Below are 26,381 nucleotides of genomic sequence, written 5' to 3' on the forward strand. Positions count from 1 at the left end.
GCATCCATCCCGCAGCGCCAGCGCAACCGGCGCGCGCCGCTCACCGCGCCGTCACGCGCCCGCCGGCGGCTGCGTGTAGACCGCCGGATCGGCCGACAGCCCAGCCTTCACGTCGCGCGTCAACGCGTCGACGAGCACTTCGTCGCGGCCCGCCGCAAGCGCGTCGAGCGTCTGCCGGACGACGTCCTCCGGGCGATTCTTCGGCACGCCCTGCGCGTGCGCGACCATGTCGGTGTCGATGTACGCGGAATGCAGCGCGAGAACCCGCGTGCCCTGTTCGCGCAGCTCGTTGCGGATCGCGTTCGTCGCGGCCCATGCGGCCGCCTTCGAAATGCCGTATGCGCCCGTGCCCGGCAAGCCTAGCCACGACAGCACCGACAGCACGTTGACGATCGCGCCGCCGCCGTTGTCGCGCAGCACCGGCGCGAACGCGCGCGCCATCGCGAGCGGACCGAAGAAATTCGTGTCGAGCTGCGCCTGCAGCCCGCCGCCGTCCGCATCCGCGAGAAGCGAGCCCATCCGGAAAATGCCTGCGTTGTTGACGAGCAGATTGACGTCGCGCAGATCGCGCGCGGCGGCGGCGACGTCGTCCGCGCGCGTGACGTCGAGGCGCACCGGCTGCGCGCCGGGCGTCGTCACGCGCGCCGGGTCGCGCGCGGCCGCATAGATTTTCCTCGCGCCGGCGGCCTTCAGCCCGTTGACGAATGCGAGCCCCAGGCCGCGATTCGCGCCAGTCACCAATACGACAGCATCATCCAGTTTCATCTCGATTCTCTCCAACAAGACCACGGATTCGCGCGGCTCTCGCCGCTGAATCGATGCATACGCATCGATCCCTCCAGCAATACGTCATGGCCAGATGTTACGCCGAAATGCATTGGCTGCTCGGCACAAAACCATGCATATGCATTTTGTACGTCATAGAATGTTCGCCATCGACGAACGATTCCGAAGGACCCACGATGAGCGACGCTCCGATGAGACTCCCGTGCCACTGCGGCACGCTGCGCCAGGCCACGCGCGCGATCACGTCGCTCTATGACGCGCATCTCGCGAAACACGGCATCCGCATCACGCAATTCACGATACTCGCGGCGCTGCACGGCAGCGACACGCTGCCGACGGGCGAGCTCGCGACGCGCCTGCTGCTCGACCAGACCACGCTGAGCCGCACACTCGCGACGCTGCAATCGAATCAGCTCGTGCGCGCCGAATCCGGCGACGATCAGCGTGTGCGCCTCTGGCGCCTCACGCCGAAGGGCACCGCGCTGTACAAGGCGGCCCGCGTCGATTGGGAGGCCGCGCAGAACGACGTGTATCGCCGCATCGGCAAGCGGAACATGCAGGCACTCGACGCCGGGATTTTCGCGCTCGCCGAGGCGCTCTCGCACTGACGCGCGGCGCGGCGTCGCGAGCCTGTGCATCGGCGGCGGCGAGGCGACCGCGCTGGCGATCGAGCTGACGTAACGCCGCTCGCCCGCGGCGGTGCGCCGCTGCGGCGGCGGTTCCGGCGCCGCGGCGCGACGCGCGCCGACGCCGGCTAACGTCGAGCGCCCATTGACGGTATGCTATCCCGCTGGCGTGCGGCCGCTGCGGCGTTGCCGCCCGCCGTCGACAGAATTACGCCACGTGGGAGATCTCATGCGCTTCACGCACATCGCCGCTGCCGCGCTCGTCGCCGCCGCATCCGCCGTCGCCGTCGCGAAACCGCTGACGGTCTGCACCGAGTCGAGCCCGGACGGCTTCGACGTCGTCCAGTACAACTCGCTCGTCACGACGAACGCGTCCGCCGACGTCGTCTTCAACACGCTCGTGTCGTACGACGAAGCAACGAAGAAAGTGGTGCCCGCGCTCGCGGATAAATGGGACGTCAGCGCCGACGGCCTCACGTACACGTTCCATCTGCGCCCGAACGTCGCGTTCCAGACGACCGACTACTTCAAGCCGACGCGTGCGCTCGATGCCGACGACGTCGTCTTCACGTTCAGCCGGATGCTCGACGACGCGAATCCGTGGCACAAGGTCGCCGGCGCGAGCGGCTTTCCGCACGCGCAGTCGATGGGGCTCACGAAGCTCGTGAAGGCGGTCTCGAAGGTCGACGATTCGACCGTGAAGTTCGAGTTGACCGAGCCGAACGCGACGTTCGCGCCGCTCCTGACGATGGGCTTCGCGTCGATCTATTCGGCCGAGTACGCGGATCAACTGCTGAAGGCCGGCAAGCAGACGGATCTGAACGCGAAGCCGGTCGGCACCGGGCCGTTCGTGCTGAAGAGCTACACGAAGGACGCGGTGATCCGCTACGAGGCGAACCCGACGTACTGGGGGCCGAAACCGAAGGTCGAGCGCCTCATCTACGCGATCACGCCCGATCCGTCGGTGCGCGCGCAGAAGGTGAAGGCGGGCGAATGCCAGATCGCGCTGTCGCCGAAGCCGCAGGACGTCGCGGCGGCGAAGGCCGATCGCGCGCTGAAGGTCGTCGAGGCGCCCGCGTTCATGACCGCGTTCGTCGCGCTCAACACGCAGAAGAAGCCGCTCGACAACGACAAGGTTCGCGAGGCGCTCAATCTCGCATTCGATCGCGCGACGTACCTGAAGGTCGTGTTCGACAACACCGCGACGCCCGCGACGAATCCGTATCCGCCGAACACGTGGAGCTACGCGAAATCGATCGCGCCGTATCCGCACGATCCGGCGAAGGCGAAGCAATTGCTCGCCGCGGCGGGCTTCCCGAACGGCTTTTCGACGACGATCTGGGTGCGCCCGACGGGCAGCGTGCTGAACCCGAACCCGAAGGCGGGCGCGGAGCTGCTGCAGGCGGACCTCGCGAAGATCGGCGTGAAGGCGGATGTGAGGGTGATCGAATGGGGCGAGCTGATCAAGCAGGCGAAGCTCGGCCAGCACGATCTGCTGTTCATGGGCTTCGCCGGCGACAACGGCGATCCGGACAACATCCTCACGCCGCAATTCAGTTGCAACTCGGTGAAGTCGGGCCTGAACTTCGCGCGCTATTGCGATCCGAAGCTCGACAAGCTGATCGCCGACGCGAAGGAAACCGCCGACCAGGCGAAGCGCGCGAAGCTGTACGAAGCCGCGCAGAAGATCATCCACGACGAGGCGCTGTGGATTCCGCTCGGCTACCCGACCGCCGCTGCGATCACGCGGCCGAACGTCGCCGGCTATCGCGTGAGCCCGTTCGGGCGACAGCATTTCGACGCGGTGTCGGTGCAGTAACGCTGCGACGCCCCCGCTGCGGCCCGCGCGCAACGACACGCGCCGGGCCGCATCGCGCGGCGCTTGCCCTGCTCCGCGCATCTCTCATCCGACGAATTCAGAGCCGCCAGGTGAACGACTGAGCCTTCCCCGGCTGGTCTCGCCGCTGCGCATTGCGCTTCGTGCGCTTCGTGCGCGCCGCAAAGCGACGGCGGCGCGGCGCCGCCCGCCGCGTCAGCGCGCGTGCCGGAACCGGATCACGCCGTCCGCGCCCGCGTCGCGCGCGAGCTCGCCCGCGAGCCACAGCAGGTTCAGGTGCGCGATCGCCTCGCCGAGCGCGAAAGTCATCTGATGAATGTCGAGCCCGCCCCGCTTGAACATGATCGGCACGATATCGGCCGCGCTCATCGGCCGCTCGCGGCAGGCGGCGCGCACTTCGGCCAGACGCGCATCGTGATGCGCGCGCAACTGCGCGACGCGCGTCCTCACGCCGCGGAACGGCTTGCCGTGCGACGGCAGCACGAGCGTGCCCTCCGCCATCGCTTCGTAGCGGCCGAGCGAGTCCAGATACAGCGCGAGCGGGTTCGCCTCCGGCTCGAGATCGAACACCGACACATTCGTCGAGATGCGCGGCAGCACCATGTCGCCGGAGATCAGCACGCCGTCGGCCGCGCAGTGGAGCGCGCAATGTTCGGGCGAATGGCCGTAGCCCGTGACGACCCGCCATTCGCGAGCGCCGATCGCGAGCGCGTCGCCTTCGCGCAGCCGCCGGTAGCGCGGCGGCACGGCGGGCACGAGGTCCGCGAAGTAGCTGCTGCGGTTGCGCAGCTTGTCGAGCGCGGCCGGATCGGCGAGGCCGTGCCGCGCGAAATGGTCGGCGGCGGCAGGCCCGCCGGCGTTCGAGCCGTTGCCGGCCGCCATCAGGCAGCCGAACAGGTATTCGCCGAGCGTCATCCACAGCCGCACGTTCCAGCGCGCGCGCGCGCCGCCTTCGCACAGCCAGTTCGCGAGTCCGAAATGATCCGGATGGCAGTGCGTGACGATCACGCGCAGCACGGGCAGCCCGTCCAGGTGCGCATCGAAGATCCGCTCCCAATGCGCCTTGATCTGCGCCGACGCGATCCCGCAGTCGACGATCGTCCAGCCCGCCTGCCCGTCGATCTCGTCGCGCAGCAGCCAGAGATTGATGTGATCGAGCGCGAACGGCAGCGGCATGCGCAACCAGCGCACGCCCGGCGCGACCTCGACGAAGCCGCCCGGCTCGGGCAGCGTGTCGGCGAACGGGTAATCGAGTTGGTGTTCCAGTGCGTTCATCGGGGGGTCTCGTTGCGTTGTCGTCGGGCCCGCGGCGCGGCGCCGGCCGGAACCGATTCTATCGCTCAACGCGCGGAAGGTGCGCCGGACCGCCTTCGCGCCCCGGAAAAAAGATCGGGCCACGATCCCGCGCGAACCCCGATCGTTGCGAAAAGATCCGCCAAACGTCGCGGAACGTCGCCGAACCGGCCGGGCCGCCCGAAGCGGCCGCCTGCGCCGAATCGCCCCGCATTGGCTAAAGCGCGCCCGCCCGGCGCTAAAATGGCGTGAGCTTTCCGCCCGTGAGCCCGCGCACGATGAATCATTTTCCCAAACTGCTGTCCTCGCAGATCGGCTTCGACGTCGCGCAGACGATCCTCGAAAACTTCGATCGCCACTACCGGATCTTCCGCGAGGCGGCCGTCGAGGCGAAGGGCCTGTTCGAGCGCGCGGACTGGCACGGGCTGCAGCGGCTCGCGCGCGAGCGCATCACGTCGTACGACGACCGCGTGCGCGAATGCGTCGAGCTGCTCGAGGACGAATACGATGCGGAGAACATCGGCAACGACGTCTGGCCGCAGATCAAGCTGCATTACATCGGCCTGCTGACGTCGCACCGCCAGCCCGAATGCGCGGAGACGTTCTTCAATTCGGTGTGCTGCAAGATCCTGCATCGCGCGTACTTCAACAACGATTTCATCTTCGTGCGCCCGGCGATCTCGACCGAATACATCGAGAACGACGAGCCCGCCGCGAAGCCGACGTACCGCGCGTACTATCCGGGCAGCGAGGGGCTCGCCGCGACGCTCGAGCGGATCGTCACGAACTTCCAGCTCAACCCGCCGTTCGAGGATCTCGAGCGCGACATCGCGTGCATCATGCAGGCGATTCACGACGAATTCGGCGCGTTCGACGAAGCGGTGAATTTCCAGATCCACGTGCTGTCGTCGCTGTTCTATCGGAACAAGACCGCGTACGTCGTCGGCCGCATCATCAACGGCGACCGCGTGCTGCCGTTCGCGATGCCGATCCGCCACGTGCGCGCGGGCCTTCTCGCGCTCGACACGGTGCTCCTGCGCCGCGATCAGTTGAAGATCATCTTCAGCTTCTCGCACTCGTACTTCCTCGTCGACATGAACGTGCCGTCCGCCTACGTGCAGTTCCTGCGCTCGGTCATGCCGGGCAAGCCGAAGGCGGAGATCTACACGTCGGTCGGCCTGCAGAAGCAGGGCAAGAACCTGTTCTATCGCGATCTGCTGCATCACCTGTCGCATTCGAGCGACCGCTTCATCATCGCGCCCGGCATCAAGGGCCTCGTGATGCTCGTGTTCACGCTGCCGTCGTTCCCGTACGTGTTCAAGATGATCAAGGATCACTTCCCGCCGCCGAAGGAGACGACGCGCGAGCAGATCATGGGCAAGTACCTGCTCGTCAAGCGCCACGACCGTCTCGGCCGGATGGCGGACACGCTCGAATACTCGAGCGTCGCGCTGCCGCTCGCGCGGCTCGACGACGCGCTCGTGCGCGAGCTCGAAAAGGAAGTGCCGTCGCTGATCGAATACGAGGGCGACAACCTCGTCATCAAGCACCTGTACATCGAGCGCCGGATGGTGCCGCTCAACCTGTATCTGCAGAACGGCAGCGACGCCGAGATCGAGCACGGCGTGCGCGAATACGGCAACGCGGTGAAGGAGCTGATGCAGGCGAACATCTTCCCCGGCGACATGCTGTACAAGAACTTCGGCGTGACGCGCCACGGGCGCGTCGTGTTCTACGACTACGACGAGATCGAATATCTGACCGACTGCACCATCCGCCGCGTGCCGCCGCCGCGCAACGAGGAAGACGAGATGTCGGACGAGCCGTGGTACACGGTCGGCCCGCACGACATCTTCCCGGAAACCTACGCGCCGTTCCTGCTCGGCGATCCGCGCGTGCGCAAGCACTTCATCGCGCATCACGCGGATTTCTTCGATCCGCAGCTCTGGCAGGACAGCAAGGACCGCCTGCTGCGCGGCGAGCTGCCCGATTTTTTCGCCTACGAGCCGGCGCTGCGCTTTTGCATCCGCTATCCGGAGCGCTTCGCGCCAGGCGCCGCGGCCGACGACGGCAAGCGCGCCGCCGCGTGAGCCGCGCCTTTTTCATCCCACGGAACCCACTTGAGATGAACACGAACGACCATCCGCTCTCGCATCTGTTCGACAACAACGACGCCTGGGTCAAGCGCAAGCTCGCCGTCGATCCGCAATACTTCTCGCGCCTCGCCGACCAGCAGGCGCCCGAGTATCTGTGGATCGGCTGCTCCGATTCGCGCGTGCCCGCGAACCAGATCATCGGCCTGCCGCCGGGCGAGGTGTTCGTCCACCGCAACATCGCGAACGTCGTCGTGCACACCGATCTGAACTGCCTGTCGGTGATCCAGTTCGCGGTCGACCTGCTGAAGGTCAAGCACATCATGGTCGTCGGCCACTACGGCTGCTCGGGCGTGAACGCGGCGCTGCACAGCCGCCGCGTCGGGCTCGCGGACAACTGGCTGCATCACGTGCAGGACGTGCGCGAGAAGCACGCGGCGCTGCTCGGCGAATGGCCGCTCGGCGAAGCGCGCTATCGGCGTCTGATCGAGCTCAACGCGATCGAGCAGGTCGTCAACGTGTGCCGCACGACGATCGTGAACGACGCGTGGGCGCGCGGCCAGCCGATCACCGTGCACGCGCTCGTGTACGGCGTGCACGACGGCCGGATGCGCAACCTCGGGATGGCCGTGTCGCATCCCGGGCAACTCGATGCGACGTACCGCCGCGCAGTGGGCGCGCTCTCGGCAAAAGGCGCGCATTCGGCGGACAATGACGTCGTGGCGGCCGACGCGGCGCAGCTCGCCGGTGCGGCCGATCTCATTGCCCAAACCATCAAGGAGACGAAACATGACGGCTGTTGATCAGGACCCGATCGTCATCGCGTCGGCGGCGCGCACGCCGATCGCGGGCTTTCAGGGCGACTTCGCGTCGCTCGCCGCGCCGCAACTGGGCGCGGCCGCGATCGCCGCGGCGCTCGAGCGCGCGGGCCTCAAGCCCGAGCAGATCGACGAAGCGGTGATGGGCTGCGTGCTGCCCGCGGGGCAGGGACAGGCCCCGGCGCGGCAGGCGGCGCTCGGCGCGAAGCTGCCGCTTTCGGTCGGCTGCACGACGGTCAACAAGATGTGCGGCTCGGGCATGCGCGCGGCGATGTTCGCGCACGACATGCTTGTCGCGGGCTCGGTCGACGTGATCGTCGCGGGCGGCATGGAAAGCATGACGAACGCGCCGTACCTGCTGCCGAAGGCGCGCGCGGGCATGCGCATGGGCCACGGCCAGGTGCTCGACCACATGTTCCTCGACGGCCTGGAGGACGCCTACGACAAGGGCCGCCTGATGGGCACGTTCGCCGAGGAATGCGCGGGCGAATACGCGTTCACGCGGGAGGCGCAGGATGCGTTCGCGATCGAATCGCTCGCGCGCGCGAAGCGGGCGAACGAGGACGGCTCGTTCGCGTGGGAAATCGCGCCCGTGACGGTGGCCGGCAAGAAGGGCGACACGGTGATCGCGCGCGACGAGCAGCCGTTCAAGGCGAACCCCGAGAAGATCCCGACGCTCAAGCCCGCATTCAGCAAGACGGGCACCGTGACCGCCGCGAATTCGTCGTCGATCTCCGACGGCGCGGCCGCGCTCGTGATGATGCGCGCGTCGACGGCGAACCGGCTCGGGCTCGCGCCCCTCGCGCGCGTCGTCGGCCATTCGACGTTCGCGCAAGCGCCGTCGAAGTTCACGACGGCGCCCGTCGGCGCGATCCGGCGCCTGTTCGACAGGAACGGCTGGCGCGCGGCCGAGGTCGATCTGTACGAGATCAACGAGGCGTTCGCCGTCGTCACGATGGCGGCGATGAAGGAGCACGACCTGCCGCACGACAAGGTCAACGTGAACGGCGGCGCGTGCGCGCTCGGCCATCCGATCGGCGCGTCGGGCGCCCGCATCCTCGTCACGCTGATCGGCGCGCTGCGCGCGCGCGGCGGCAAACGCGGCGTCGCGAGCCTGTGCATCGGCGGCGGCGAGGCGACCGCGATGGGCATCGAACTGATCTGACCTTCGCCACGCACCCGAACAGGAGTCCTTCGATGAAGACCGTATTGATCGTCGGCGCATCGCGCGGCATCGGCCGCGAGTTCGTCGGCCAGTATCTGCATGACGGCTGGCGCGTGATCGCAACGGCGCGCGACGCGGCGTCGCTCGCGTCGCTCGATGTGCTCGGCGCGCGCGCGCTCACGCTCGACGTCGCGCAGCCCGACGACATCGCGGCGTTCGACGCCCGGCTCGGCGACACCGCGCTCGACGCGGCCGTCGTCGTGTCGGGCGTGTACGGTCCGCGCACGGCGGGCGTCGAGCCCGTCGGCGCGGAGGACTTCGATGCGGTGATGCACACGAACGTGCTCGGCCCGATGCTGCTGATGCCGATCCTGCTGCCGCTCGTCGAGGCGAGCCGCGGTGTCCTCGCGGTGCTGTCGAGCAAGATGGGCAGCATCAGCGAGGCGACCGGCACGACAGGCTGGCTCTACCGCGCGAGCAAGGCAGCGGTGAACGACGCGCTGCGGATCGCGTCGCTGCAGGCGCGGCACGCGGCCTGCATCGCGCTGCATCCGGGCTGGGTGCGCACCGACATGGGCGGCGCGCAGGCCGCGCTCGATCCGCAGACGAGCGTCGCCGGCATGCGCCGCGTGATCGCGCAGGCGGCGGGCGACCGCGAACACGCGAACGGCCGCTTCTTTCAATACGACGGCGTCGAGCTCGGCTGGTGAGCCGGCCGCGCCGCCTCGTTCCTCGAATCACGATGCAAGCCGCGACGAACGTCTCCGGGCGCCCGCTCGATTGCCCGTGCGGCGGCGCCGCGCCCGGCGCGAATGCGAATGCGCGCGCGCCGCGCTACGCGGATTGCTGCGCACGCCTGATCGACGGGCACGCCACCGCCAGGACGGCGCTCGAGCTGATGCGCTCGCGCTATAGCGCATACGTACTTGGCGCAACCGACTACCTGCGCGCGACCTGGGACGCGCGCACCTGCCCGCCCGATCTCGACGCCGATGCCGGCCGCGCCGACGCGCCGCGCTGGCTCGGCCTCGCGATCAAGCGCCATGTGCAGCTCGACGATACGCACGCCGAAGTGGAATTCGTCGCGCGCTACAAAATCGGCGGCCGCGCGCACCGGATGCACGAAACGAGCCGGTTCACGCGCGACGCGCAAGGCGCGTGGCGTTACGTCGACGGCGATGTAAGCGAGCGCTGAGTCCATCGCATCGCTTCGCAGTTCTGCGGATTCGGCGACACATTTCGGCATGGCCGGGTAATTACGGCGTTGCACAACCGAAATTTGTCAGGCTAGGATGGCCCACGTTTGGCGCAACTCGCGTGGGTGGGCTCGGGCATGGCATTCGGCAAGGTGATGACGGGATGGATCGCGGCATGCGTGCTGTCGGCCGCTCAGGCCGGCACGCTTGCGTCCGACGTTCCGTCCGCGTCTGCCGCCGCGCCGCGCGCATCCGGCGCGCTCGCGAACGCCGAGCGCTTCGACTACGGCGATTCGGGCCTGCCGCCCGTCGCCGCGAATCTCAACGAAACGATCATCCGCATTCCGGTCGACGCGGCCGGCACGATCACGCTCGAGGCGACGGTGTTCAAGCCGGACGGCCCCGGCCCGTTCCCGCTCGTCGTCTTCAACCACGGCAAGAATCCCGGCGACCTGCGCGCGCAGCCGCGCAGCCGGCCGCTGTCGTTCGCGCGCGAGTTCGTGCGGCGCGGCTACGCGGTCGTCGCGCCGAACCGCGAAGGCTTCGCGGGCTCGGGCGGCGCGTACGTCCAGGAAGGCTGCGACGTCGAGCGCAACGGCGTCGCGCAGGCGCGCGACGTCGCCGCGACGCTCGGCTACATGTCGAAGCTGCCTTATGTCGACGCGAAGCACGTCGTGGTCGCGGGCACGTCGCACGGCGGGCTCGTGTCGCTCGCATACGGCACCGAGGCCGCGCGCGGCGTGCGCGGGATCATCAACTTCTCGGGCGGGCTGCGCCAGGATCTCTGCGAAGGCTGGCAGAAGAACCTCGTCAGCGCGTTCGACACGTACGGCTCGCGCACGCACGTGCCCTCGCTGTGGCTGTACGGCGACAACGATTCGGTGTGGTCGCCCGCGCTCGTCGCGCAACTGCGCGACGCGTACATGTCGCACGGCGCAAGCACGCTCTTCGTCGATTTCGGCCGATACAAGGACGACGCGCACCGGATCATCGTCGATCGCGACGGCGTGCCGATCTGGTGGCCGCCCGTCGCGTCGTTCCTCGCGCAGTTGAGCCTGCCGACGTCGGTGCGCTACGCGGTCGCGAATCCGCACGAGCCGAAGGCGAGCGGCTATGCGGCGATCGAATCGGTCGAAGCGGTGCCCTTCATCGACGACGCCGGCCGCGCCGCGTATCGCCGCTTCCTCGCGCAGCATCCGAGCCGCGCGTTCGCGGTGTCGAGCGAAGGCGCATGGTCGTGGGCCGAAGGCGGCGACGATCCGATGGCGCTCGCGCTCGAAGGCTGCCGCAAGCAGGGCGCGGGGGCATGCCAGTTGTACGCGGTCGACGAGCGCGTCGTGTGGCGCGACGCGGGCACGCAAACGGCCGACGAATCGACGAGCGCGGCGCGCGCGCTCGCGAGCCGCTGACCGGCCGCGCCTGACGATACCGGCCGTCCGGTCGACGGCGACGCGCCGCGCGTTCCTTCCCCGCCGTTTTCTCCAGGTTCTTTCTTCACATCGACGCGACATCGCGCATCGCACGCGCCCTCTTTTCGAGTCGTCAGACGTTTTTCGGCCGCCGCTCGCACGGTTGCCGTCCGACAGGTAGCGACTCTTTGCCGTCGTCTTCTCCCGCGTATTCGGATGATCTGCCCCGAACCGTCGCGAGACGCCGCGAAATGCGCCGAACTCCGCGTCCGACAAGGCTCCGGCGTTTTGTAACGAGTACTGCAGCCGAGCGCAAAACACGCTAATCTCAGCGCCGGTTTTCGATTTGCACACGCGTTTTCTTCGCCATCCGATCGCACGCGTTCTCGCTGTCGATCCCGCATGAACGAGCGGCGCTTCGCGCGCCCTCGACGCGTTCTGGTCCCGGAGCAGTCCTTGAGCACACACGCAACCGACGACTGGGTCGCGCGCAGCCTGCGCGCGGTCTGGCATCCCTGCACGCAGATGAAGCACCACGAGCGGCTGCCGCTCATTCCCGTCGCGCGCGGCGAACGCGCGTGGCTGTTCGATCGCGCGGGCAACCGCTATCTCGACGCGATCAGCTCGTGGTGGGTGAACCTGTTCGGCCACGCGAACCCGCGCATCAACGCGGCGCTGAAGCAGCAGCTCGACACGCTCGAGCACGCGATGCTCGCCGGCTGCACGCACGAAAGCGCGATCGAGCTCGCCGAGCGGCTCGCCGCGCGCACGCAGCACACGCTCGGCCATGCGTTCTTCGCGTCGGACGGTGCATCGGCCGTCGAGATCGCGCTGAAGATGAGCTTCCACACGTGGCGCAATCGCGGCCGCGGCGACAAGCGCGAATTCGTCTGCATCGCGAACGGTTATCACGGCGAGACGATCGGCGCGCTCGGCGTCACCGACGTCGCGCTGTTCAAGGACGCATACGATCCGCTGATTCGCACGGCGCACGTCGTCGCATCGCCGGACGCGCGCGGCGCGCGCGACGGCGAAACGGCGGCCGACGTGGCCGCGCGCGCGCTCGGCGACGTGAAGCACCTGTTCGCCGAGCGCGGCGAGAAGATCGCCGCGCTGATCGTCGAGCCGCTCGTGCAGTGCGCGGCGGGCTTCGCGATGCACGATCCGTCATACGTGCGCGGCCTGCGCGCGCTGTGCGACGCGCACGACGTGCATCTGATCGCCGACGAGATCGCGGTGGGCTGCGGGCGCACCGGCACGTTCTTCGCGTGCGAGCAGGCGAGCGTGTGGCCCGATTTCCTGTGCCTGTCGAAGGGCATCAGCGGCGGCTATCTGCCGCTGTCGCTCGTGCTGTCGCGCGACGCGATCTTCGACGCGTTCTACGACGACGACGTGACGCGCGGCTTCCTGCATTCGCATTCGTACACGGGCAATCCGCTCGCGTGCCGCGCGGCCGTCGCGACGCTCGATCTGTTCGACGAAGACGACGTGCTTGCCGAAAACGCGCGCAAGGCCGCGCTGATGCGCGACGCGCTCGCGCCGCTCGCGTCGCATCCGCAGGTACGCCACCTGCGCGAGCGCGGCACGATCTTCGCGTTCGACGTCGCGCTCGAAGGCGATGCGGCGCAGACGTTCCCGCGCCGCTTCTTCGGGCACGCGCTCGCGCGCGAGACGCTGCTGCGCCCGATCGGCACGACGGTCTATCTGATGCCGCCTTACATCCTCGACGACGGCGAGATCGAATGGCTCGCCTCGCGCACCCGCGCGACGCTCGACGCCACGCTTTCGGAGGCTCACGCATGAATCTGCTCGCCACGCTCGAACGCGGCCTCGCCGACATCGACGCGCAAGGGCTGCGCCGCCGCCGCCGCATCGCGGACACCGCGTGCGGCGCGCACATGAGCGTCGACGGCCGCGAGATCGTCGGCTTCGCGAGCAACGACTATCTCGGGCTCGCCGCGCATCCGCGCCTCGTCGAAGCGTTCGCCGAAGGCGCGCGCCGCTACGGCTCGGGCAGCGGCGGCTCGCATCTGCTCGGCGGCCACTCGCGCGCGCACGCGGCGCTCGAGGACGAGCTCGCCGCGTTCTCGGGCGGCTTCTCCGATGCGCCGCGCGCGCTCTACTTCAGCACCGGCTACATGGCGAACCTCGCCGCGCTCACCGCGCTCGCGGGCCGCGGCGCGACGATCTTCTCCGACGCGCTCAATCATGCGTCGCTGATCGACGGCGCGCGGCTGTCGCGCGCGAACGTGCAGGTCTATCTGCACGGCGACGCCGACGCGCTCGAGATGCTCCTGCGCGCCTGCGACGCGCCGGCGAAGCTGATCGTCTCCGACACCGTGTTCAGCATGGACGGCGACGTCGCGCCGCTCGCGCGCCTCGTCGCGCTCGCCGAGGCGCATGGCGCATGGCTCGTCGTCGACGACGCGCACGGCTTCGGCGTGCTCGGCCCGCAAGGCCGCGGCGCGCTCGCCGCGCACGGGCTGCGCTCGCCGAACCTCGTCTGCGTCGGCACGCTCGGCAAGGCGGCGGGCGTCGCGGGCGCGTTCGTCGTCGCGCACGAGACCGTGATCGAATGGCTCGTGCAGCGCGCGCGCAGCTACATCTTCACGACGGCCGCGCCGCCGTCCGTCGCGTGCGCGGTGTCCGCGAGCCTCGCGATCATCGCGGGCGACGAAGGCGACGCGCGCCGCGCGCATCTCGGCGCGCTGATCGAGCGCACGCGCGCGATCCTGCGCGCAACGCCCTGGCGGCCGGTCGATTCGCACACGGCCGTGCAGCCGCTCGTGATCGGCAGCAACGAAGCGACGCTCGCCGCGATGGCCGCGCTCGACGCGCAGGGCCTGTGGGTGCCCGCGATCCGGCCGCCGACGGTGCCGGCCGGCACGTCGCGGCTGCGGATCTCGCTGTCGGCCGCGCATTCGTTCGACGATCTCGCGCGCCTCGAAGCGGCGCTCGTCACACGGGTCGAGGCCGCCGCATGAGTGCGCCGCTTTCGCTGTTCGTGACGGGCACCGATACCGGGATCGGCAAGACCCTGGTGTCGGCCGCGCTGCTGCGCGGCTTCGCGCGCGCTGGGCTGCGCGCGGCTGCGATGAAGCCGGTCGCCGCGGGCGCGTACGAGCGCGACGGCGTGCGGCGCAACGAAGACGCCGACCAGCTCGACGCGGCCGCGAACGTCGCGCTGCCCCCGGAAATCCGCACACCGTTCCTGCTGGAGGCGGCCGCCGCGCCGCACATCGCCGCCGCGCGCGAAGGGGTGACGCTCGACATCGGCATGATCGTCGGCGCGCATCGCCGCGCGTGCGAGAGGGCGGACGTCGTCGTCGTCGAAGGCGTCGGCGGCTTTCGCGTGCCGCTCACCGGCGCGCGCGACACCGCCGATCTGGCGGTCGCGCTCGGCCTGCCTGTGGTGCTCGTCGTCGGCGTGCGGCTCGGCTGCATCAGCCACGCGCTCCTCACCGCCGACGCGATCGCCGCGCGCGGCCTCGCGATCGCCGGCTGGGTCGCGAACCGCGTCGATCCGGCGATGAACTTCGCCGACGACAACGTCGGCACGCTGCGCGCATGGCTCGAACGCGAGCACCGCGCGCCGCTTCTCGGCGACATCGCGCACATGAGCCCGCCGTCGCCCGACGCGGCGTCGAAGGCGCTCGACGTGAACCGCTTGCTGCATGCGCTGCGCACGGCCGCGCCGCGCTGACGTTTCGCCCGCTCATCGCCGATTTTTCGAATCGATCCCTGACCGAAGGATGACCGACATGACTCAAGCTCAAACCGCTCCCGCGACGACCGAAACGCCGGTGGCCGCGCCCGCCGCGCCGCGCTGGCGCGTCGCCGACGTGATCGCGCTCTACGAGCTGCCGTTCAACGATCTGCTGTTCCGCGCACAGCAGGCGCACCGCGAGCACTTCGATGCGAATGCGATCCAGCTCTCGACGCTGCTGTCGATCAAGACGGGCGGCTGCGAGGAAGACTGCGGCTACTGCTCGCAATCCGCGCACCACGAAACCGGCCTGAAGGCGGAGAAGCTGATGGAAGTGGACGCCGTGCTCGCCGCCGCGCGCACCGCGAAGGAAAACGGCGCGACGCGCTTCTGCATGGGCGCCGCGTGGCGCAATCCGAAGGATCGGCACATCGAACCGATCAAGGACATGATCCGCGGCGTGAAGGAGATGGGCCTCGAGACGTGCGTGACGCTCGGCATGCTCGAAGCGCACCAGGCGAAGGCGCTTGCCGAAGCGGGCCTCGACTACTACAACCACAACCTCGACACGTCGCCCGAGTTCTACGGGCAGATCATCTCGACGCGCACGTACCAGGATCGCCTCGACACGCTCGAGCGCGTGCGCGACGCGGGCATCAACGTGTGCTGCGGCGGGATCATCGGGATGGGCGAATCGCGCCGCGAGCGCGCGGGCCTCATCGCGCAGCTCGCGAACATGGACCCGTATCCGGAATCGGTGCCGATCAACAATCTCGTCGCGATCGAGGGCACGCCGCTCGAGAATGCGCAGGCGCTCGATCCGTTCGAGTTCGTGCGCACGATCGCGGTCGCGCGCATCACGATGCCGAAGGCGATGGTGCGGCTGTCGGCGGGCCGCGAGCAGCTCGACGATTCGATGCAGGCGCTGTGCTTCCTCGCCGGCGCGAATTCGATGTTCTACGGCGACGTGCTGCTGACGACCGGCAACCCGCGCGCCGAAGCGGACCGCAAGCTGCTCGCGCGGCTCGGGATGTCGGCCGCCGAAGCGACGCAGTTGAGCGCCTGAACGTCGGCCGCGGCCAGGCAACAAGCCGGGCGAGGTCCCGGCTTCCTTCGTCGTGCACGGCGCACGACGCTGCGCGCGACCGACGTGCTACCCCCGCGCCGCCGCATCGAGCGCCGCGCGCGCCTTCGCGACGAGCCGCTCGTCGACCGGCGCGAGCACGTCGCCGCGCTCGCGCACGCCCGAGCCGAAGTGCACGGCCCGCACGCCCGTGGCGCGCACGAAATCGCCGAGCGCATCGACGGTGAGCCCCGCGCCCGCGAGCACCGTGCACGTCGCGCCCTCGGCGCGTTGCACCATCCGCGCGACGACGTCGCGCGCATCGAGCACCGACGGATGCCCACCCGAGGTCAGCACCGACGTGACGGACGGCACGCGCAACAACGTGTCGAGCGCGGCGTTCAGATCGCGTGCGACGTCGAACGCGCGATGGAACGTGAGGTCGCGCCCGTCGGCCGCATCGGCGATGCGCTGCAATGCGTCGAGATCGATGTCGCCGTGCGCGTCGAGCATTCCGAACACCACGCCGTTCGCGCCCGCCGCGACGGCCGCGCGCACGTCGCGCGCGATCGCCGCGAGCTCGCTCGCGTCATAGTGGAACGAGCGGCTGTGCGGCCGCACGATCACGTTCACGGGAATCGGCGCCGCGGCGATGACGGCTTCGATCACGCCGACGCTCGGCGTCAAGCCGCCTTCGCTGATCGCGGTCACGAGTTCGAGGCGGTCGGCGCCCGCGCGGGCGGCGGCTTTCGCATCGCCGATCGTCGTCGCGATGACTTCGAGAAGGATCGAGGAAGCTGGCATGCAAGCGCCCTGGGAGGAGTTGAACCAGCCAGCATCGTAACCGACGGCGCGAACGCGCGTGTAACGGCCGAGCGGGCGGAGTGCGGCGGGGCGGCGCGCCGCATCACGTCGCTTTGCCGGATTGCGCCGCGTTGCTTCGCCTTGCCCGGACCGGTTCGGCCTCGCATGCGAAGCGCAGCGTCTCACGCGCAAAACGAATCGCGCATCAATCGAGATAGTCCGCATACTCCTTGCGCGCATACGACTGCAGTTGCCGCCACGGCGGCGCCTTCGCGCGCGGCGCGGGCGTGAGCGTCAGCTTGCGCGATGCATGGCCGTCCGCGCTGCGGTATTCGACGACGAGCGGCGCCTGCAGCGCGTCGCTCCACAAAATGCGATTGACGCCCTGCGCGCGCGGCGCGCCGACCGTCTGCTCATACCAGCGCGTGCCGGGCGCGGGCCCCGGCTTCGACTTCGCGGCGAGGCGCTTCAGTTGCGACGGCGGCGTGATGTAGAACGCGTTGTCCCACGAGCCATCGAAGCCCGTCGTCTCGTACTCGGCGGGCGGCACCGCGACGACCGTGCGCTGCGCCGCATCGACGTATTCGACGCCGATCTTGCCGCCGTCGTTCGTCACGTGCCGCGCGGCCGCGTCGAAATCGAAATGCTTGTGGCCCGCGTGCGCATGCGCATCGCCGGCTTCCGCGCGCTTTGCGCCGGCAGGCAGCACGCGCTCGATCCAGACGTGCCCGTCCCGGCGCACCATCCGCTCCCGATACGTGACGGTGCGCGTCACGCCGTCCGCGCTCACCGTCATGCTCTCGTGCAGCAGCACCGCATCGAGCTCCGGGGCGGGGGCGGCGGCGCGCGCCGCGATCGCCGGCGCGGCGGCGAGCATGGCCGCCGCGCCGAACGCCGCGCACGCGCGCCGCGCGGCGACGCGTTGCATCGCGGACATCATCAGCATTGCGGCCATTGCGCTCAGAACCCGAACGCCGACTTCACGAGACCGAACACCTTCGTGTTGTCGAGCGTGCCCTTGAACGCCTTCGCGCCGGCGCCGTCGGCGAACAGCATCACGTCGCCGCCGCCGTGCGTCTCGGAGCCCGCGCTGCCCATCCGCACGCCGACTTCCTGAAGGTACGCGTCGTTCGTCGCCGTTGCCGAATCCACCGGCGCGCGCACGTTCGGCCGGTTCGCGCCGTTGCCGAACACGAGCGTCGTGTAGGTGTTGCCGTCGGCGTCCTTGTTCGGCTGGCCGTCGCGATAGCTGCGGCTGATGTCGAGAACCGGATTGCCGCGCTTCGAATAGCCGTTGATCGTCATCGTGTGGTCGTGGTCGGCCGTCACGACGATCAGCGTGTTCGACAGATCGACCTTCGCGAGCGCGGTGCGGATCGCCTCGTCGAACGCCGCCGTGTCTTCGAGCGCGCGCTTCGCGTTCGTGCCGTGCAGCGCGTGATCGATGCGCCCGCCTTCGACCATCAGGAAATAGCCGTTCGGATTCTTCTGCAGCACGTCGATCGCCTTTGCGGTCATCTCCGCGAGGCTCGGCTGCGTCGCGCCCTCGCCCTTGCCCGCGACGCGGTCGAGCTCGTATTCGAGATGGCTCGTCGTGCTGAAGAGTCCGATCAGCTTGGCCGCGCCCGCCTGCGCGAGCTGGTCCTTCGTCGCGACGACCGCGTAGCCCTTCGCCTGCAGCTCGGCGAGCAGGTTGCGCCCGTCCGCGCGGCCGCGCTTGTTCGCGACCGGATCGTACGGCGTCCAGTGATTGCGGCCGCCGCCCATCAGCACGTCGACGCCGTCGCCGAGGGCCGCGTTGTAGCCCGCGCCGCCCGGCACCGCCTGCGCGGCGATGTCGTACTGCGCGTCGCGATGGCAGATGTGCGAATACGTCGCGGCGGGCGTCGCGTGCGTAAGCTCGGTCGTCGTAATCGCGCCGACCGCCTTGCCGCGCGCCTTCGCGAGCTCGAGCAGCGTCGACACCGGCTTGCCGTTGCCCGCGACGCAGTTGTTCACCGTCTTGTTGCCGTTCGCGTCGCTGCCGGGCGCGATCGCGCGCGTGTCCGACGACATCGACAGCACCTCGTTGTTCATCTTCACGCCGGTCATGTACGCGGCCATCGACGGCGCGCTGTCGGTGGTCTGCGCGTCGTTCGAGAAGGTCTTGATGCGCGCGGTGCGCGGCAGCTTCTCCATCGTCAACTGGCCGGCCTCGCCGACCTTGTAGAGGCGGCTCGCCGTCACGGTGGTCGGCCCCATCCCGTCGCCGAGGAAAAAGATCACGTTCTTCGCCTGGCCCGCGGCGTGCGCCGCCTGGCCGACACCGCCCGAGAGGGCCGCCGCGGCGAACGCCGCCGCCGCGATGCGCTTGATAGTCGACATCCTGTATTCCCCTGTTCCGTCCAAGCCGCGCTCAGAGCTGCGCCGCGCTGCGCACGAGCTCGAACACCTTGTTGTTCTCGATCACGCCGTGAAAGCCTTCCGCGCCGCGGCCGATCGCGCCGAGGAACACGTCGGTGCCGCCGTGCGTCTCGCCGCCCTTCGCCATCCGCACGACCGCTTCCTGGCGATAGTCGTCCGCGCCCGTCACCGCGTCGGTGAGGCTCGTGCCCGCGCGGCTGCCCTGCACGCGGTTCTCGCCGTTGCCGAAGCCGATGATCGTGTACGGCGCGCCGTCCGCGTCCTTCGCGACCGCGCCCGTCTGATAGTTGCGCAGCACGCCGAGCACGCCCGGCTTGCCCGCTTCCGTCTTGCCCGTGCGCGCCGCGTAGCCGTTCAGCACCAGCGTGTGGTCGTGGTCGGCCGTCACGACGACGAGCGTGTTCTTCAGATCCGGATCGGTCTGGCGAACCTTGTCGAGCGTCGCCTTGATCGCGTTGTCGAACGCCACCGTGTCCTGCAGCGCGCGCTTCGCGTTCGTGTCGTGCAGCGCGTGATCGATGCGCCCGCCTTCGACCATCAGGAAATAGCCGTTCGGGTTCTTCTGCAGCACGTCGAGCGCGCGCGTCGCCATGTCGGCGAGGCTCGGCTCCTTCGTCGCGCCGCGGTCGAGGTCGTAGCTCATGTGGCTCGTTGCGAAGAGACCCGCGAGCTTGCCGCTCTTCGCCGCATCGGCGGCGAAGAGCTCGTCGCGGTTCTGCGCGATCGCGTAGCCCTTCGCCTTCAGCTCGTTCACGAGATTGCGGCCGTCCGCGCGCTTGCCGCCCGCGTCCTCCGGCACGAAGAACTGCGCGCCGCCGCCCAGCACGACGTCGACACCGTTGCCGAGCGCCGCGTTGTAGCCCGCGCCGCCCGGCACGAGCTGCGCGGCGATGTCGTTCTCGGCGTCGCGATGGCACACGTGCGCGTAGGTCGCCGCAGGCGTCGCGTGCGTGACGCGGGTCGTCGTGACGACGCCCGTGGCGAGCCCCTTCGCCTTCGCGATCTCGAGCAGCGTCGGCACCGGTTTGCCGTTGTTCGCGCCGCAGTTGCCGGTGAGGCTCGCGGTCGGCTCGATCGCCTTCGTGTCGGGCGTCATCGAGATCACTTCGTTATTCGTCTTCACGCCCGTCATGTACGCGGACATCGACGGCGCGCTGTCCGTCACCTGCGCATCGTTCGAATAGGTCTTCACGAACGCGGTCTCGGGCAGCGTGTCGAGCGTGAGCGCGCCGTCCTCGCCGACCGCGTAGATGCGCGCGGCCGTCAGCGTCGTCATCCCCATCCCGTCGCCCAGAAAGAAGATGACGTTGCGCGCGGCACTCGCTTGCGCGCCGTCGTCCGATGCGCCCGGCGTCTTCGGCTCGTCGCTGCCGCAGCCCGCCGCCGCGAAGACGCTCGCGCAAAGGAGCGCGGCCAATCTCACTCGCTGCTTCATGTTTTCGGCTTCCCGTTGGTGTGATTGCTTTCAAAAACGCAAGGACGATACGGGGGCGATATGACGCGAATGTGAATTAAATTGAAAGAACATGGAATGGCAATTGAATGGTTTTGCGCGGAAGGCGGATTGCGCCGGCCGTCGGCTACGCATGCCTCTTCGCGAATGGTCCCGGCGGACGTTTTCAATGCACGCCTTCCCGACGAACGAGCGCCGGTCAGCCGCCGTCGCCGAACGCGCGACAGCGCTCGCGCCCTCGCTTCGCGCGCGTCGGGGCCGGCGCGTCAGTCGCCGCCGCGCGCGGCGAGGCGCCAGCCCGCGACGGCAAGCAGCGCCGCGATCCACGCGAGCCGCGGCGAGATCGATGGCTGCAGCCAGACGACGAGCGTCATCGCGGCGATCGCGACGAAGCTGCCGAACACATGGAACAGCGCGGCAAACGCGTTGCGCAGCACGTTCATGACGCCGCCTGCCTGAAGTAGGCCGTCGCGGCCGGGCGATACAGGATGAACAGGAACAGCGCGATCAGCGCGGCGACGACGATCAGCATGCCCTTGAACGGCGTCGTGAATGAGGAGATCGCGAATCCGGCGAGCGCGACGATCGCGTAGAGCGTGCGTCCCCAGATCCGCCGCTTCAGTATCGCGACGCCGGCGGCGAGATGCAGCCCCTCGCTGACGACGGCGATCGCGACGGTCGCCTCGAGCGGCAGCGGCGAGTAGCGCAGGATCGCGACGGCATTCGGATCGCGCAGCGAAAGCGGCAGCGAGATCAGCCCGATCACGTTCGAGACGATGACGAACCACGCAAGGACGGTCAACGAAAGCGGTCTTTTCATGATTGTTCTTCGCGTTGTGCCGATGACGGGATCGCTTGATGCCGGCCCGGCATCGCAATCCTCAGCGCATTCTCGGCCTCGCGTTCGCAAAATGCAACGGCGTGCCGCCGCCGGTCGCGTCCACGGTGACGCGCAAAGGAGTCCGCAAACGCCCGCGAACCGCCCGCGGCGTTGGAAGGCTCGAATGCACGAGCCAAGAGCGCGTTGCTCGCAGCGCGTCGCGAGGCCGGATCGCATGCAGAGGAAACAACGCCCGATCGAATCAAAAACTCAAACAAAAATCGCAATTAATTCCGCAGACACATTGCAAACCTACGTTTGCTGCAGCAACGCCCGCACGCCGCGCATCGCGCTTCAAATACATCAGGCCGCGACTTCAAGAAACCCCTTCACGAACTTTCGCAGTTCATTACCGATCTTTCATTCAGGATATCCATATGAAAAAAATCTCCCTGCTTTGTGTAATCTCCGCCGCCATGCTGTCCGCGTGCGGGGGCGGCGACGACGTCGCCCCGGTGCCGGGCGCGGTAGCGGCCAATGCCGCCCCCGTGCCGAACACCGCGACCGCGAGCGGTTACACGCTGTCCGTCTTCGCGAAGGCGCCCTCCTCGAACGCCAAGCCGGATTCGATCGTCCGCTACAACGACACGGTCTTCATCGGCTACCAGATGGCGGGCGACGTGAAGGACGGCTCGGTGCCGAACCTGACGAACACGATCGTCCAGTACGATCTGAACGGCAACGTGCTCAAGTCCTACGTGGTGCCGGGCCATGTGGACGGTCTGATGGCGCGCGCCGACACGAACGCGCTTTGGGCGATGGCAAACGAGGACGGCAACCCGGAGCTGACGATCATCGATCTCGCGTCGGGCAACCAGAAAACGTATCTGCCGACCGTCAATCCGACCGCGCATGGCGGCGGCTTCGACGACATGCAGCTACTGAACGGCGTCATCTACGTGAGCGCGTCGAATCCGACGACGCCGGGTGCCGCGCCGACCGTCGTGTCGCTCACGCTCAATCCGAACGGCACGACATTCGACGTCGCGCCGGTGCTGGCCGGTAACGCGCAGGCGATCGACGTGACGCCGACTGTCGGCGGCGCGGCGAACCCGACCTACAACCAGCCGGTCACGCTGAGCCTGACCGATCCGGATTCCGAAGCGATCGATTCGGCCGGCGACCTCATGCTGGACAGCCAGGCCGACGGCAAGCTGGTATTCATCCACAACCCCGGCCCAGCGCAAACGGTCAGCGTGCTGACGCTCACGCTCTACAACGACAAGGACGGTCCGGTCTATCCTGTCGACGATACGCGCTGGGTGCCGGCGTCCGGCCCCGTGGGCAAGACCTTCATGCTCTTCACCGATGCGAGCAACACGACCTATCGGGTCGATGCGCCGTTCAAGCAGGGCGATGCGTACAGCGCCGGACAAGGTCAGGTCATGCAGCTCGACACGAAGACGGGGCACCTGACCCCGGTGGTCGCGGGCATCGGCAGCGCATCGGCGCTGCAGGACCCGCACGGGATGCTGTTTGTCGCGCTCTGAGGGCGCGCCGACGCTCAGGCGCCCGTCGACGCTTCGTCGTCGATCCAGTCGATATCGCCGCAGAGCACGCACAGCGCGTCGTTCACGCGAACCGCGATCGACAGCGTGACGCACGGCAGCGCCTCGTTGATCGACAGATACGGCCGCGTCGCCTGCACGCGCCCCGGCTCGACGATCGCCGACCGGAAATACGGGCGCCTCAGCCAGCTCGCGCCCTGCGCGTCGGCGAGCGGCAGAAAGCGCGTCTCGCGCGACGCGCGGTCCGCGCGCAGCACGACGTTGCGGCCCGCCTGCCGTCCGCGCTCGTCGAGCAGGAAGCAGCGCGCCGCGTGGTCGAGCGCGAGAAAGTTCCAGCAGACCTCGTCGAGCGGCTCGCCCGCCGCGAGGCGCTCGGCCGCGCGCTCGAACGCGCGCTGATAAGGCGCGAGCCGCTGCGCGTCGCGCCGCTCGGACGCTTCGGTCTGCTGGCGATAGCGCTCGGTCAGCTCGCCGATGCACGCGGACGCCGCCGCGCTGTCGGGCAGCCCCGGCGCCGGACGTCCGAAGAAATGGCCCTGCACGAAATCCGCGTCGCACGACAACGCGATCTGCGCCTCGTGCTCGGTCTCGACCCCTTCGATCAGCACGAGCTTGCCCGCCTCGTGCAGCAGCGTGACGAGCCCGTGCAGGATCGCCGTGAGCCCCGCGCGGTGCTGCGCGTGCGACAGCATGATCCGGTCGAGCTTCACGATGTCCGGGCTCAGTTGCCAGATTCGTTCGATGTTCGAATGACCGGCGCCGAAGTCGTCGAGCGCGATCAGGAAGCCCTGCTCGCGGAATTCGCGCACCGCGTCGGCGAGCCGCTCGATGTCGTCGGCGCGCTGCTCGAGCACTTCGAGCACGATGCGCCGCGGCGGAATATCCAACCGCTTCAGGTTCGCGAACAGCGCGGCGGCCTGAAACGGATCGGTGAGCACGCCGGGGTGCACGTTGAGGAACAGCCATTCGCGCTCGGCGCCGAAGCGCGCGAAGTTTTCGAGATGCAGCGCCTGCGCGAGGCGGTCGACCTGCGTCGCCTCGCCGTGGCGCGCGGCTTCGCCGAACACGTCGAGCGGCGACACGGGGCGGTCGAGCGCATCGTGCGCGCGCAACAGCGCCTCGTAGCCGACCGCGCGCATGTGCGACAGGCTGAAGATCGGCTGAAACACGGACGTGAGCGTCAGATCGTGATGATGCGCGGCGACGCGCTCGAGACCGGACGTCATCTCCGCCTCGAAGCGATACGGCGACGCGGCGACGGGGCGCTCCTGCTGTGCGATGGTCATGCGGCGGCCCTCCTGATGACGAAAACGTCGGCAGGCGAAACGTGCGACTCGCGGGTTTTCATCGGTGGTCCTCGGTTGTTCGATCATAGTTGTCGGCAAGCATCAAGCAAGCTCCGTGCTCACTCGCGCGGCGCCGCGTCCCGCCGCTCGCTCCCCGGCACGGGCGCGCCGCCCGGGGCGCGCCGCGCATGCATGCCGATGGGGATTGTGCGCACCACCACAGTGCGCCCGTGCTCGCTTCCCCGCTTCACGCCGCGCATTTCGCGCGCACGCTACACTGCGTACCGTCGTTTCATCCCCGTTTCGCTCATCGATGGCAATCGTCTTCACTGTTCTGATCCTGTTGCTCGCGGTCGCGCTGTCCGGCGTCGCGACGCGCGTGCTGCCGCTGCGCCTGCCGTTGCCGCTGATGCAGATCGCGATCGGCGCGGCGCTCGCGTGGCCGAGGTTCAACCTGCACGTCACGTTCGATCCCGAAATCTTCATGCTGCTGTTCATCCCGCCGCTGCTGTTCGCGGACGGCTGGCGCATCCCGAAGCGCGAGCTGTACCTGCAGCGGCGCGCGATCCTGATGCTCGCGTTCGGCCTCGTGTTCATGACGGTACTCGCGGTCGGCTACTTCGCGCATTGGTTGATTCCCGGCCTGCCGCTGCCCGTCGCGTTCGCGCTCGCCGCGGTGCTGTCGCCGACCGACGCCGTCGCGCTCGCCGGCATCGCCGGCAAGGGCCGCATCCCGCCGCAACTGATGCACATTCTCGAAGGCGAGGCGCTGATGAACGACGCGTCGGGCCTCGTCGCGCTCAAGTTCGCGATCGCGGCCGCGCTGACCGGCATGTTCTCGCTGCGCGACGCGTCGATCAGCTTCATGATCGTCGCATCGGGCGGCCTGGCGACGGGCGCGGCGCTCGCGTGGCTGTTCAGCGCGCTGTCGACGCGCTTCCTGAACGCCGCGCAGGAAGGCGATCCGGCCCCCGGCATCGTGATGACGCTGCTCGTGCCGTTCGCGTCGTATCTCATTGCCGAGCACCTCGAATTGTCGGGAATCCTGTCGGCCGTCGCGTCCGGGATGATGATGAACTACACGAGCTTCTCGAAGAGCAGCACGGTCGCCGCGCGGGTGCGCGCGGAAAGCACGTGGGCGATGATCGAGTTCGTGTTCAACGGCATGGTGTTCATCATGCTCGGGCTGCAGTTGCCGCACATCATCGGCCGCGCGCTCGTCGATGCGCACCATACGAGCGACGCGCTCGTCGGCGCGATGATCGGCTACGTCGCCGCGATGCTCGCCGCGCTCTACGCGATCCGCTTCGCGTGGGTGTGGCTGCTGCGCTGGATCGCGAGCCGCCGCGCCGCGAAGCAGGGCCTCGCCGGCACCATGGCGGGCCTGCGCACGATCGCCGTGATGACGGTGGGCGGCGTGCGCGGCGCGATCACGCTCGCCGGCGTGCTGTCGGTGCCGGTCGCGCTCGGCGACGGCACGCCGCTCGCGGGCCGCGACACCGCGATCTTCGTCGCGTCGGGCGTGATCCTCGGCTCGCTCGTCGTCGCGGTGATCGCGCTGCCGCTGCTGCTGCGCGGCGTGCGCCCGATGCGCAATCCGCACGCGGAGGAGGAGCGCGCCGCGCGCGCGGCGGCCGCGCAGGCGGCGATCCGCGCGGTCGACGCGGCGCACGACGCGCTCGCCGTCGATCTCGACGAGACGGCCGCCGCGCGCTGCGCGGACGTGACCGCGCGCGTGATGGACCTGTACCGCCGCCGGCTCGCGGGCCTCGCCGCGGACGGCGCGACGCCGCGCGAGGAAGCGCGGCAGACGGAGAAGATGGAGCTGGCGCTGAAGATCGCCGCGATCCGCGCGGAGCGCTCGGTGCTCTACCGGCTGCGCGGCGAGCAGCAGATCAACGACGAGACGCTCGCGAAGCTGATGCGCGAAATCGATTTGTCGGAGACGGCGCTATCGACGCGCAAGAAGGGGATCGTCTGACGCGGCGCGCGCCGCCCCCAAAACGCGCCGCGAAAAAACGGCGGGCGGCCACGCGTTTGCGCACCACCGCCCGC

At 68.9% G+C, this 26,381-nt stretch carries 24 protein-coding genes; 14 read left to right on the forward strand and 10 right to left on the reverse strand.

What is annotated here, in order from left to right; all coding sequences use genetic code 11:
• Nucleotides 1–51 precede the first annotated feature (51 nt).
• The gene (locus WT16_RS06850) at nucleotides 52–765 is read right to left on the reverse strand and encodes an SDR family oxidoreductase (protein ID WP_043281960.1); all 714 of its coding nucleotides are present in this window, start codon (nucleotides 763–765) and stop codon (nucleotides 52–54) included.
• Between the two features lie 212 nt (nucleotides 766–977).
• On the opposite strand from WT16_RS06850, the gene WT16_RS06855 reads away from it, so the two are divergent.
• Both WT16_RS06855 and WT16_RS06860 read left to right on the forward strand, forming a co-directional pair.
• Entirely contained in the window at nucleotides 978–1,394 is a 417-nt protein-coding gene (locus tag WT16_RS06855) for a MarR family transcriptional regulator (RefSeq protein ID WP_015600951.1), read from the forward strand.
• Nucleotides 1,395–1,641: 247 nt separating this feature from the next.
• Nucleotides 1,642–3,231 (forward strand): ABC transporter substrate-binding protein, encoded by a 1,590-nt coding sequence (locus tag WT16_RS06860; RefSeq protein ID WP_006024343.1) that lies wholly within the window; start codon nucleotides 1,642–1,644, stop codon nucleotides 3,229–3,231.
• Nucleotides 3,232–3,444: 213 nt separating this feature from the next.
• On the opposite strand, the gene WT16_RS06865 is transcribed toward WT16_RS06860, so the two are convergent.
• On the reverse strand, nucleotides 3,445–4,524 hold the full coding sequence (locus tag WT16_RS06865; RefSeq protein ID WP_015600151.1) for an MBL fold metallo-hydrolase: 1,080 nt from the start codon (nucleotides 4,522–4,524) through the stop codon (nucleotides 3,445–3,447).
• A 65-nt stretch (nucleotides 4,525–4,589) separates the two neighbouring features.
• Complete coding sequence (locus WT16_RS35550) at nucleotides 4,590–4,829, reverse strand: hypothetical protein (protein WP_075644905.1); 240 nt, start codon at nucleotides 4,827–4,829, stop codon at nucleotides 4,590–4,592.
• On the opposite strand from WT16_RS35550, the gene aceK reads away from it, so the two are divergent.
• The 10 genes from aceK (at nucleotide 4,821) to bioB (ending at nucleotide 15,995) form a co-directional block, all read left to right on the forward strand.
• On the forward strand, nucleotides 4,821–6,632 hold the full coding sequence (gene aceK / locus WT16_RS06870; RefSeq protein ID WP_015601834.1) for a bifunctional isocitrate dehydrogenase kinase/phosphatase: 1,812 nt from the start codon (nucleotides 4,821–4,823) through the stop codon (nucleotides 6,630–6,632). The two genes, WT16_RS35550 and aceK, sit on opposite strands and share 9 nt — an antisense overlap.
• Before the next feature lie 35 nt (nucleotides 6,633–6,667).
• On the forward strand, nucleotides 6,668–7,438 hold the full coding sequence (gene can / locus WT16_RS06875) for a carbonate dehydratase (RefSeq protein ID WP_006024338.1): 771 nt from the start codon (nucleotides 6,668–6,670) through the stop codon (nucleotides 7,436–7,438).
• Nucleotides 7,425–8,618, forward strand: coding sequence for an acetyl-CoA C-acetyltransferase (locus WT16_RS06880; RefSeq protein ID WP_015601976.1), 1,194 nt, complete (start codon nucleotides 7,425–7,427; stop codon nucleotides 8,616–8,618). Before can ends, WT16_RS06880 begins: the two co-directional genes overlap by 14 nt.
• 32 nt (nucleotides 8,619–8,650) lie before the next feature.
• Nucleotides 8,651–9,328 carry an SDR family oxidoreductase gene (locus tag WT16_RS06885; protein ID WP_063532951.1) on the forward strand — a complete coding sequence of 226 codons (678 nt, stop codon included), beginning with the start codon at nucleotides 8,651–8,653 and terminating at the stop codon, nucleotides 9,326–9,328.
• 32 nt (nucleotides 9,329–9,360) lie between these two features.
• Nucleotides 9,361–9,813 carry a YchJ family protein gene (locus WT16_RS06890; RefSeq protein WP_063532952.1) on the forward strand — a complete coding sequence of 151 codons (453 nt, stop codon included), beginning with the start codon at nucleotides 9,361–9,363 and terminating at the stop codon, nucleotides 9,811–9,813.
• 138 nt (nucleotides 9,814–9,951) lie between these two features.
• On the forward strand, nucleotides 9,952–11,223 hold the full coding sequence (locus WT16_RS06895; RefSeq protein WP_015602099.1) for a CocE/NonD family hydrolase: 1,272 nt from the start codon (nucleotides 9,952–9,954) through the stop codon (nucleotides 11,221–11,223).
• A 456-nt stretch (nucleotides 11,224–11,679) separates the two neighbouring features.
• On the forward strand, nucleotides 11,680–13,026 hold the full coding sequence (gene bioA, locus WT16_RS06900; RefSeq protein WP_063532953.1) for an adenosylmethionine--8-amino-7-oxononanoate transaminase: 1,347 nt from the start codon (nucleotides 11,680–11,682) through the stop codon (nucleotides 13,024–13,026).
• Nucleotides 13,023–14,207, forward strand: a complete 1,185-nt coding sequence (gene bioF / locus WT16_RS06905) for an 8-amino-7-oxononanoate synthase (protein ID WP_063532954.1) — start codon at nucleotides 13,023–13,025, stop codon at nucleotides 14,205–14,207. The genes bioA and bioF overlap by 4 nt, the downstream gene beginning before the upstream one ends.
• Entirely contained in the window at nucleotides 14,204–14,926 is a 723-nt protein-coding gene (gene bioD / locus WT16_RS06910; RefSeq protein WP_015602386.1) for a dethiobiotin synthase, read from the forward strand. The genes bioF and bioD overlap by 4 nt, the downstream gene beginning before the upstream one ends.
• A 58-nt stretch (nucleotides 14,927–14,984) precedes the next feature.
• Nucleotides 14,985–15,995 carry a biotin synthase BioB gene (gene bioB, locus WT16_RS06915; protein ID WP_015601451.1) on the forward strand — a complete coding sequence of 337 codons (1,011 nt, stop codon included), beginning with the start codon at nucleotides 14,985–14,987 and terminating at the stop codon, nucleotides 15,993–15,995.
• Between the two features lie 87 nt (nucleotides 15,996–16,082).
• On the opposite strand, the gene WT16_RS06920 is transcribed toward bioB, so the two are convergent.
• The 6 genes from WT16_RS06920 to WT16_RS06940 all read right to left on the reverse strand — a co-directional run bounded on the left by WT16_RS06920 (nucleotide 16,083) and on the right by WT16_RS06940 (nucleotide 21,472).
• Nucleotides 16,083–16,796 (reverse strand): copper homeostasis protein CutC, encoded by a 714-nt coding sequence (locus WT16_RS06920; protein WP_015600809.1) that lies wholly within the window; start codon nucleotides 16,794–16,796, stop codon nucleotides 16,083–16,085.
• A gap of 205 nt (nucleotides 16,797–17,001) precedes the next feature.
• Nucleotides 17,002–17,751, reverse strand: a complete 750-nt coding sequence (locus tag WT16_RS06925; protein ID WP_041861773.1) for a hypothetical protein — start codon at nucleotides 17,749–17,751, stop codon at nucleotides 17,002–17,004.
• Nucleotides 17,752–17,756: 5 nt separating this feature from the next.
• Nucleotides 17,757–19,160 carry an alkaline phosphatase gene (locus WT16_RS06930; protein ID WP_006024327.1) on the reverse strand — a complete coding sequence of 468 codons (1,404 nt, stop codon included), beginning with the start codon at nucleotides 19,158–19,160 and terminating at the stop codon, nucleotides 17,757–17,759.
• Between the two features lie 31 nt (nucleotides 19,161–19,191).
• Entirely contained in the window at nucleotides 19,192–20,634 is a 1,443-nt protein-coding gene (locus WT16_RS06935) for an alkaline phosphatase (protein ID WP_063532955.1), read from the reverse strand.
• Between the two features lie 284 nt (nucleotides 20,635–20,918).
• On the reverse strand, nucleotides 20,919–21,095 hold the full coding sequence (locus WT16_RS34320) for a hypothetical protein (protein ID WP_197486453.1): 177 nt from the start codon (nucleotides 21,093–21,095) through the stop codon (nucleotides 20,919–20,921).
• Nucleotides 21,092–21,472: a hypothetical protein gene (locus WT16_RS06940; RefSeq protein WP_006024324.1), complete on the reverse strand. Its 381-nt coding sequence runs from the start codon at nucleotides 21,470–21,472 to the stop codon at nucleotides 21,092–21,094. Before WT16_RS06940 ends, WT16_RS34320 begins: the two co-directional genes overlap by 4 nt.
• Before the next feature lie 437 nt (nucleotides 21,473–21,909).
• On the opposite strand from WT16_RS06940, the gene WT16_RS06945 reads away from it, so the two are divergent.
• Nucleotides 21,910–23,022, forward strand: a complete 1,113-nt coding sequence (locus tag WT16_RS06945; protein ID WP_059930475.1) for a hypothetical protein — start codon at nucleotides 21,910–21,912, stop codon at nucleotides 23,020–23,022.
• Between the two features lie 14 nt (nucleotides 23,023–23,036).
• Here the strand turns inward: WT16_RS06945 and WT16_RS06950 are convergent, their stop codons facing one another.
• The gene (locus WT16_RS06950; protein ID WP_015601933.1) at nucleotides 23,037–24,326 is read right to left on the reverse strand and encodes an EAL domain-containing protein; all 1,290 of its coding nucleotides are present in this window, start codon (nucleotides 24,324–24,326) and stop codon (nucleotides 23,037–23,039) included.
• Nucleotides 24,327–24,639: 313 nt separating this feature from the next.
• On the opposite strand from WT16_RS06950, the gene WT16_RS06955 reads away from it, so the two are divergent.
• A complete protein-coding gene (locus WT16_RS06955) occupies nucleotides 24,640–26,307 on the forward strand; it encodes a Na+/H+ antiporter (RefSeq protein WP_063532956.1) in 1,668 nt (555 codons plus the stop codon).
• Nucleotides 26,308–26,381: the final 74 nt, after the last annotated feature.

Origin of the sequence: Burkholderia sp. MSMB1589WGS (genome assembly GCF_001636105.1) — a bacterium.
Lineage (GTDB): Bacteria > Pseudomonadota > Gammaproteobacteria > Burkholderiales > Burkholderiaceae > Burkholderia > Burkholderia humptydooensis.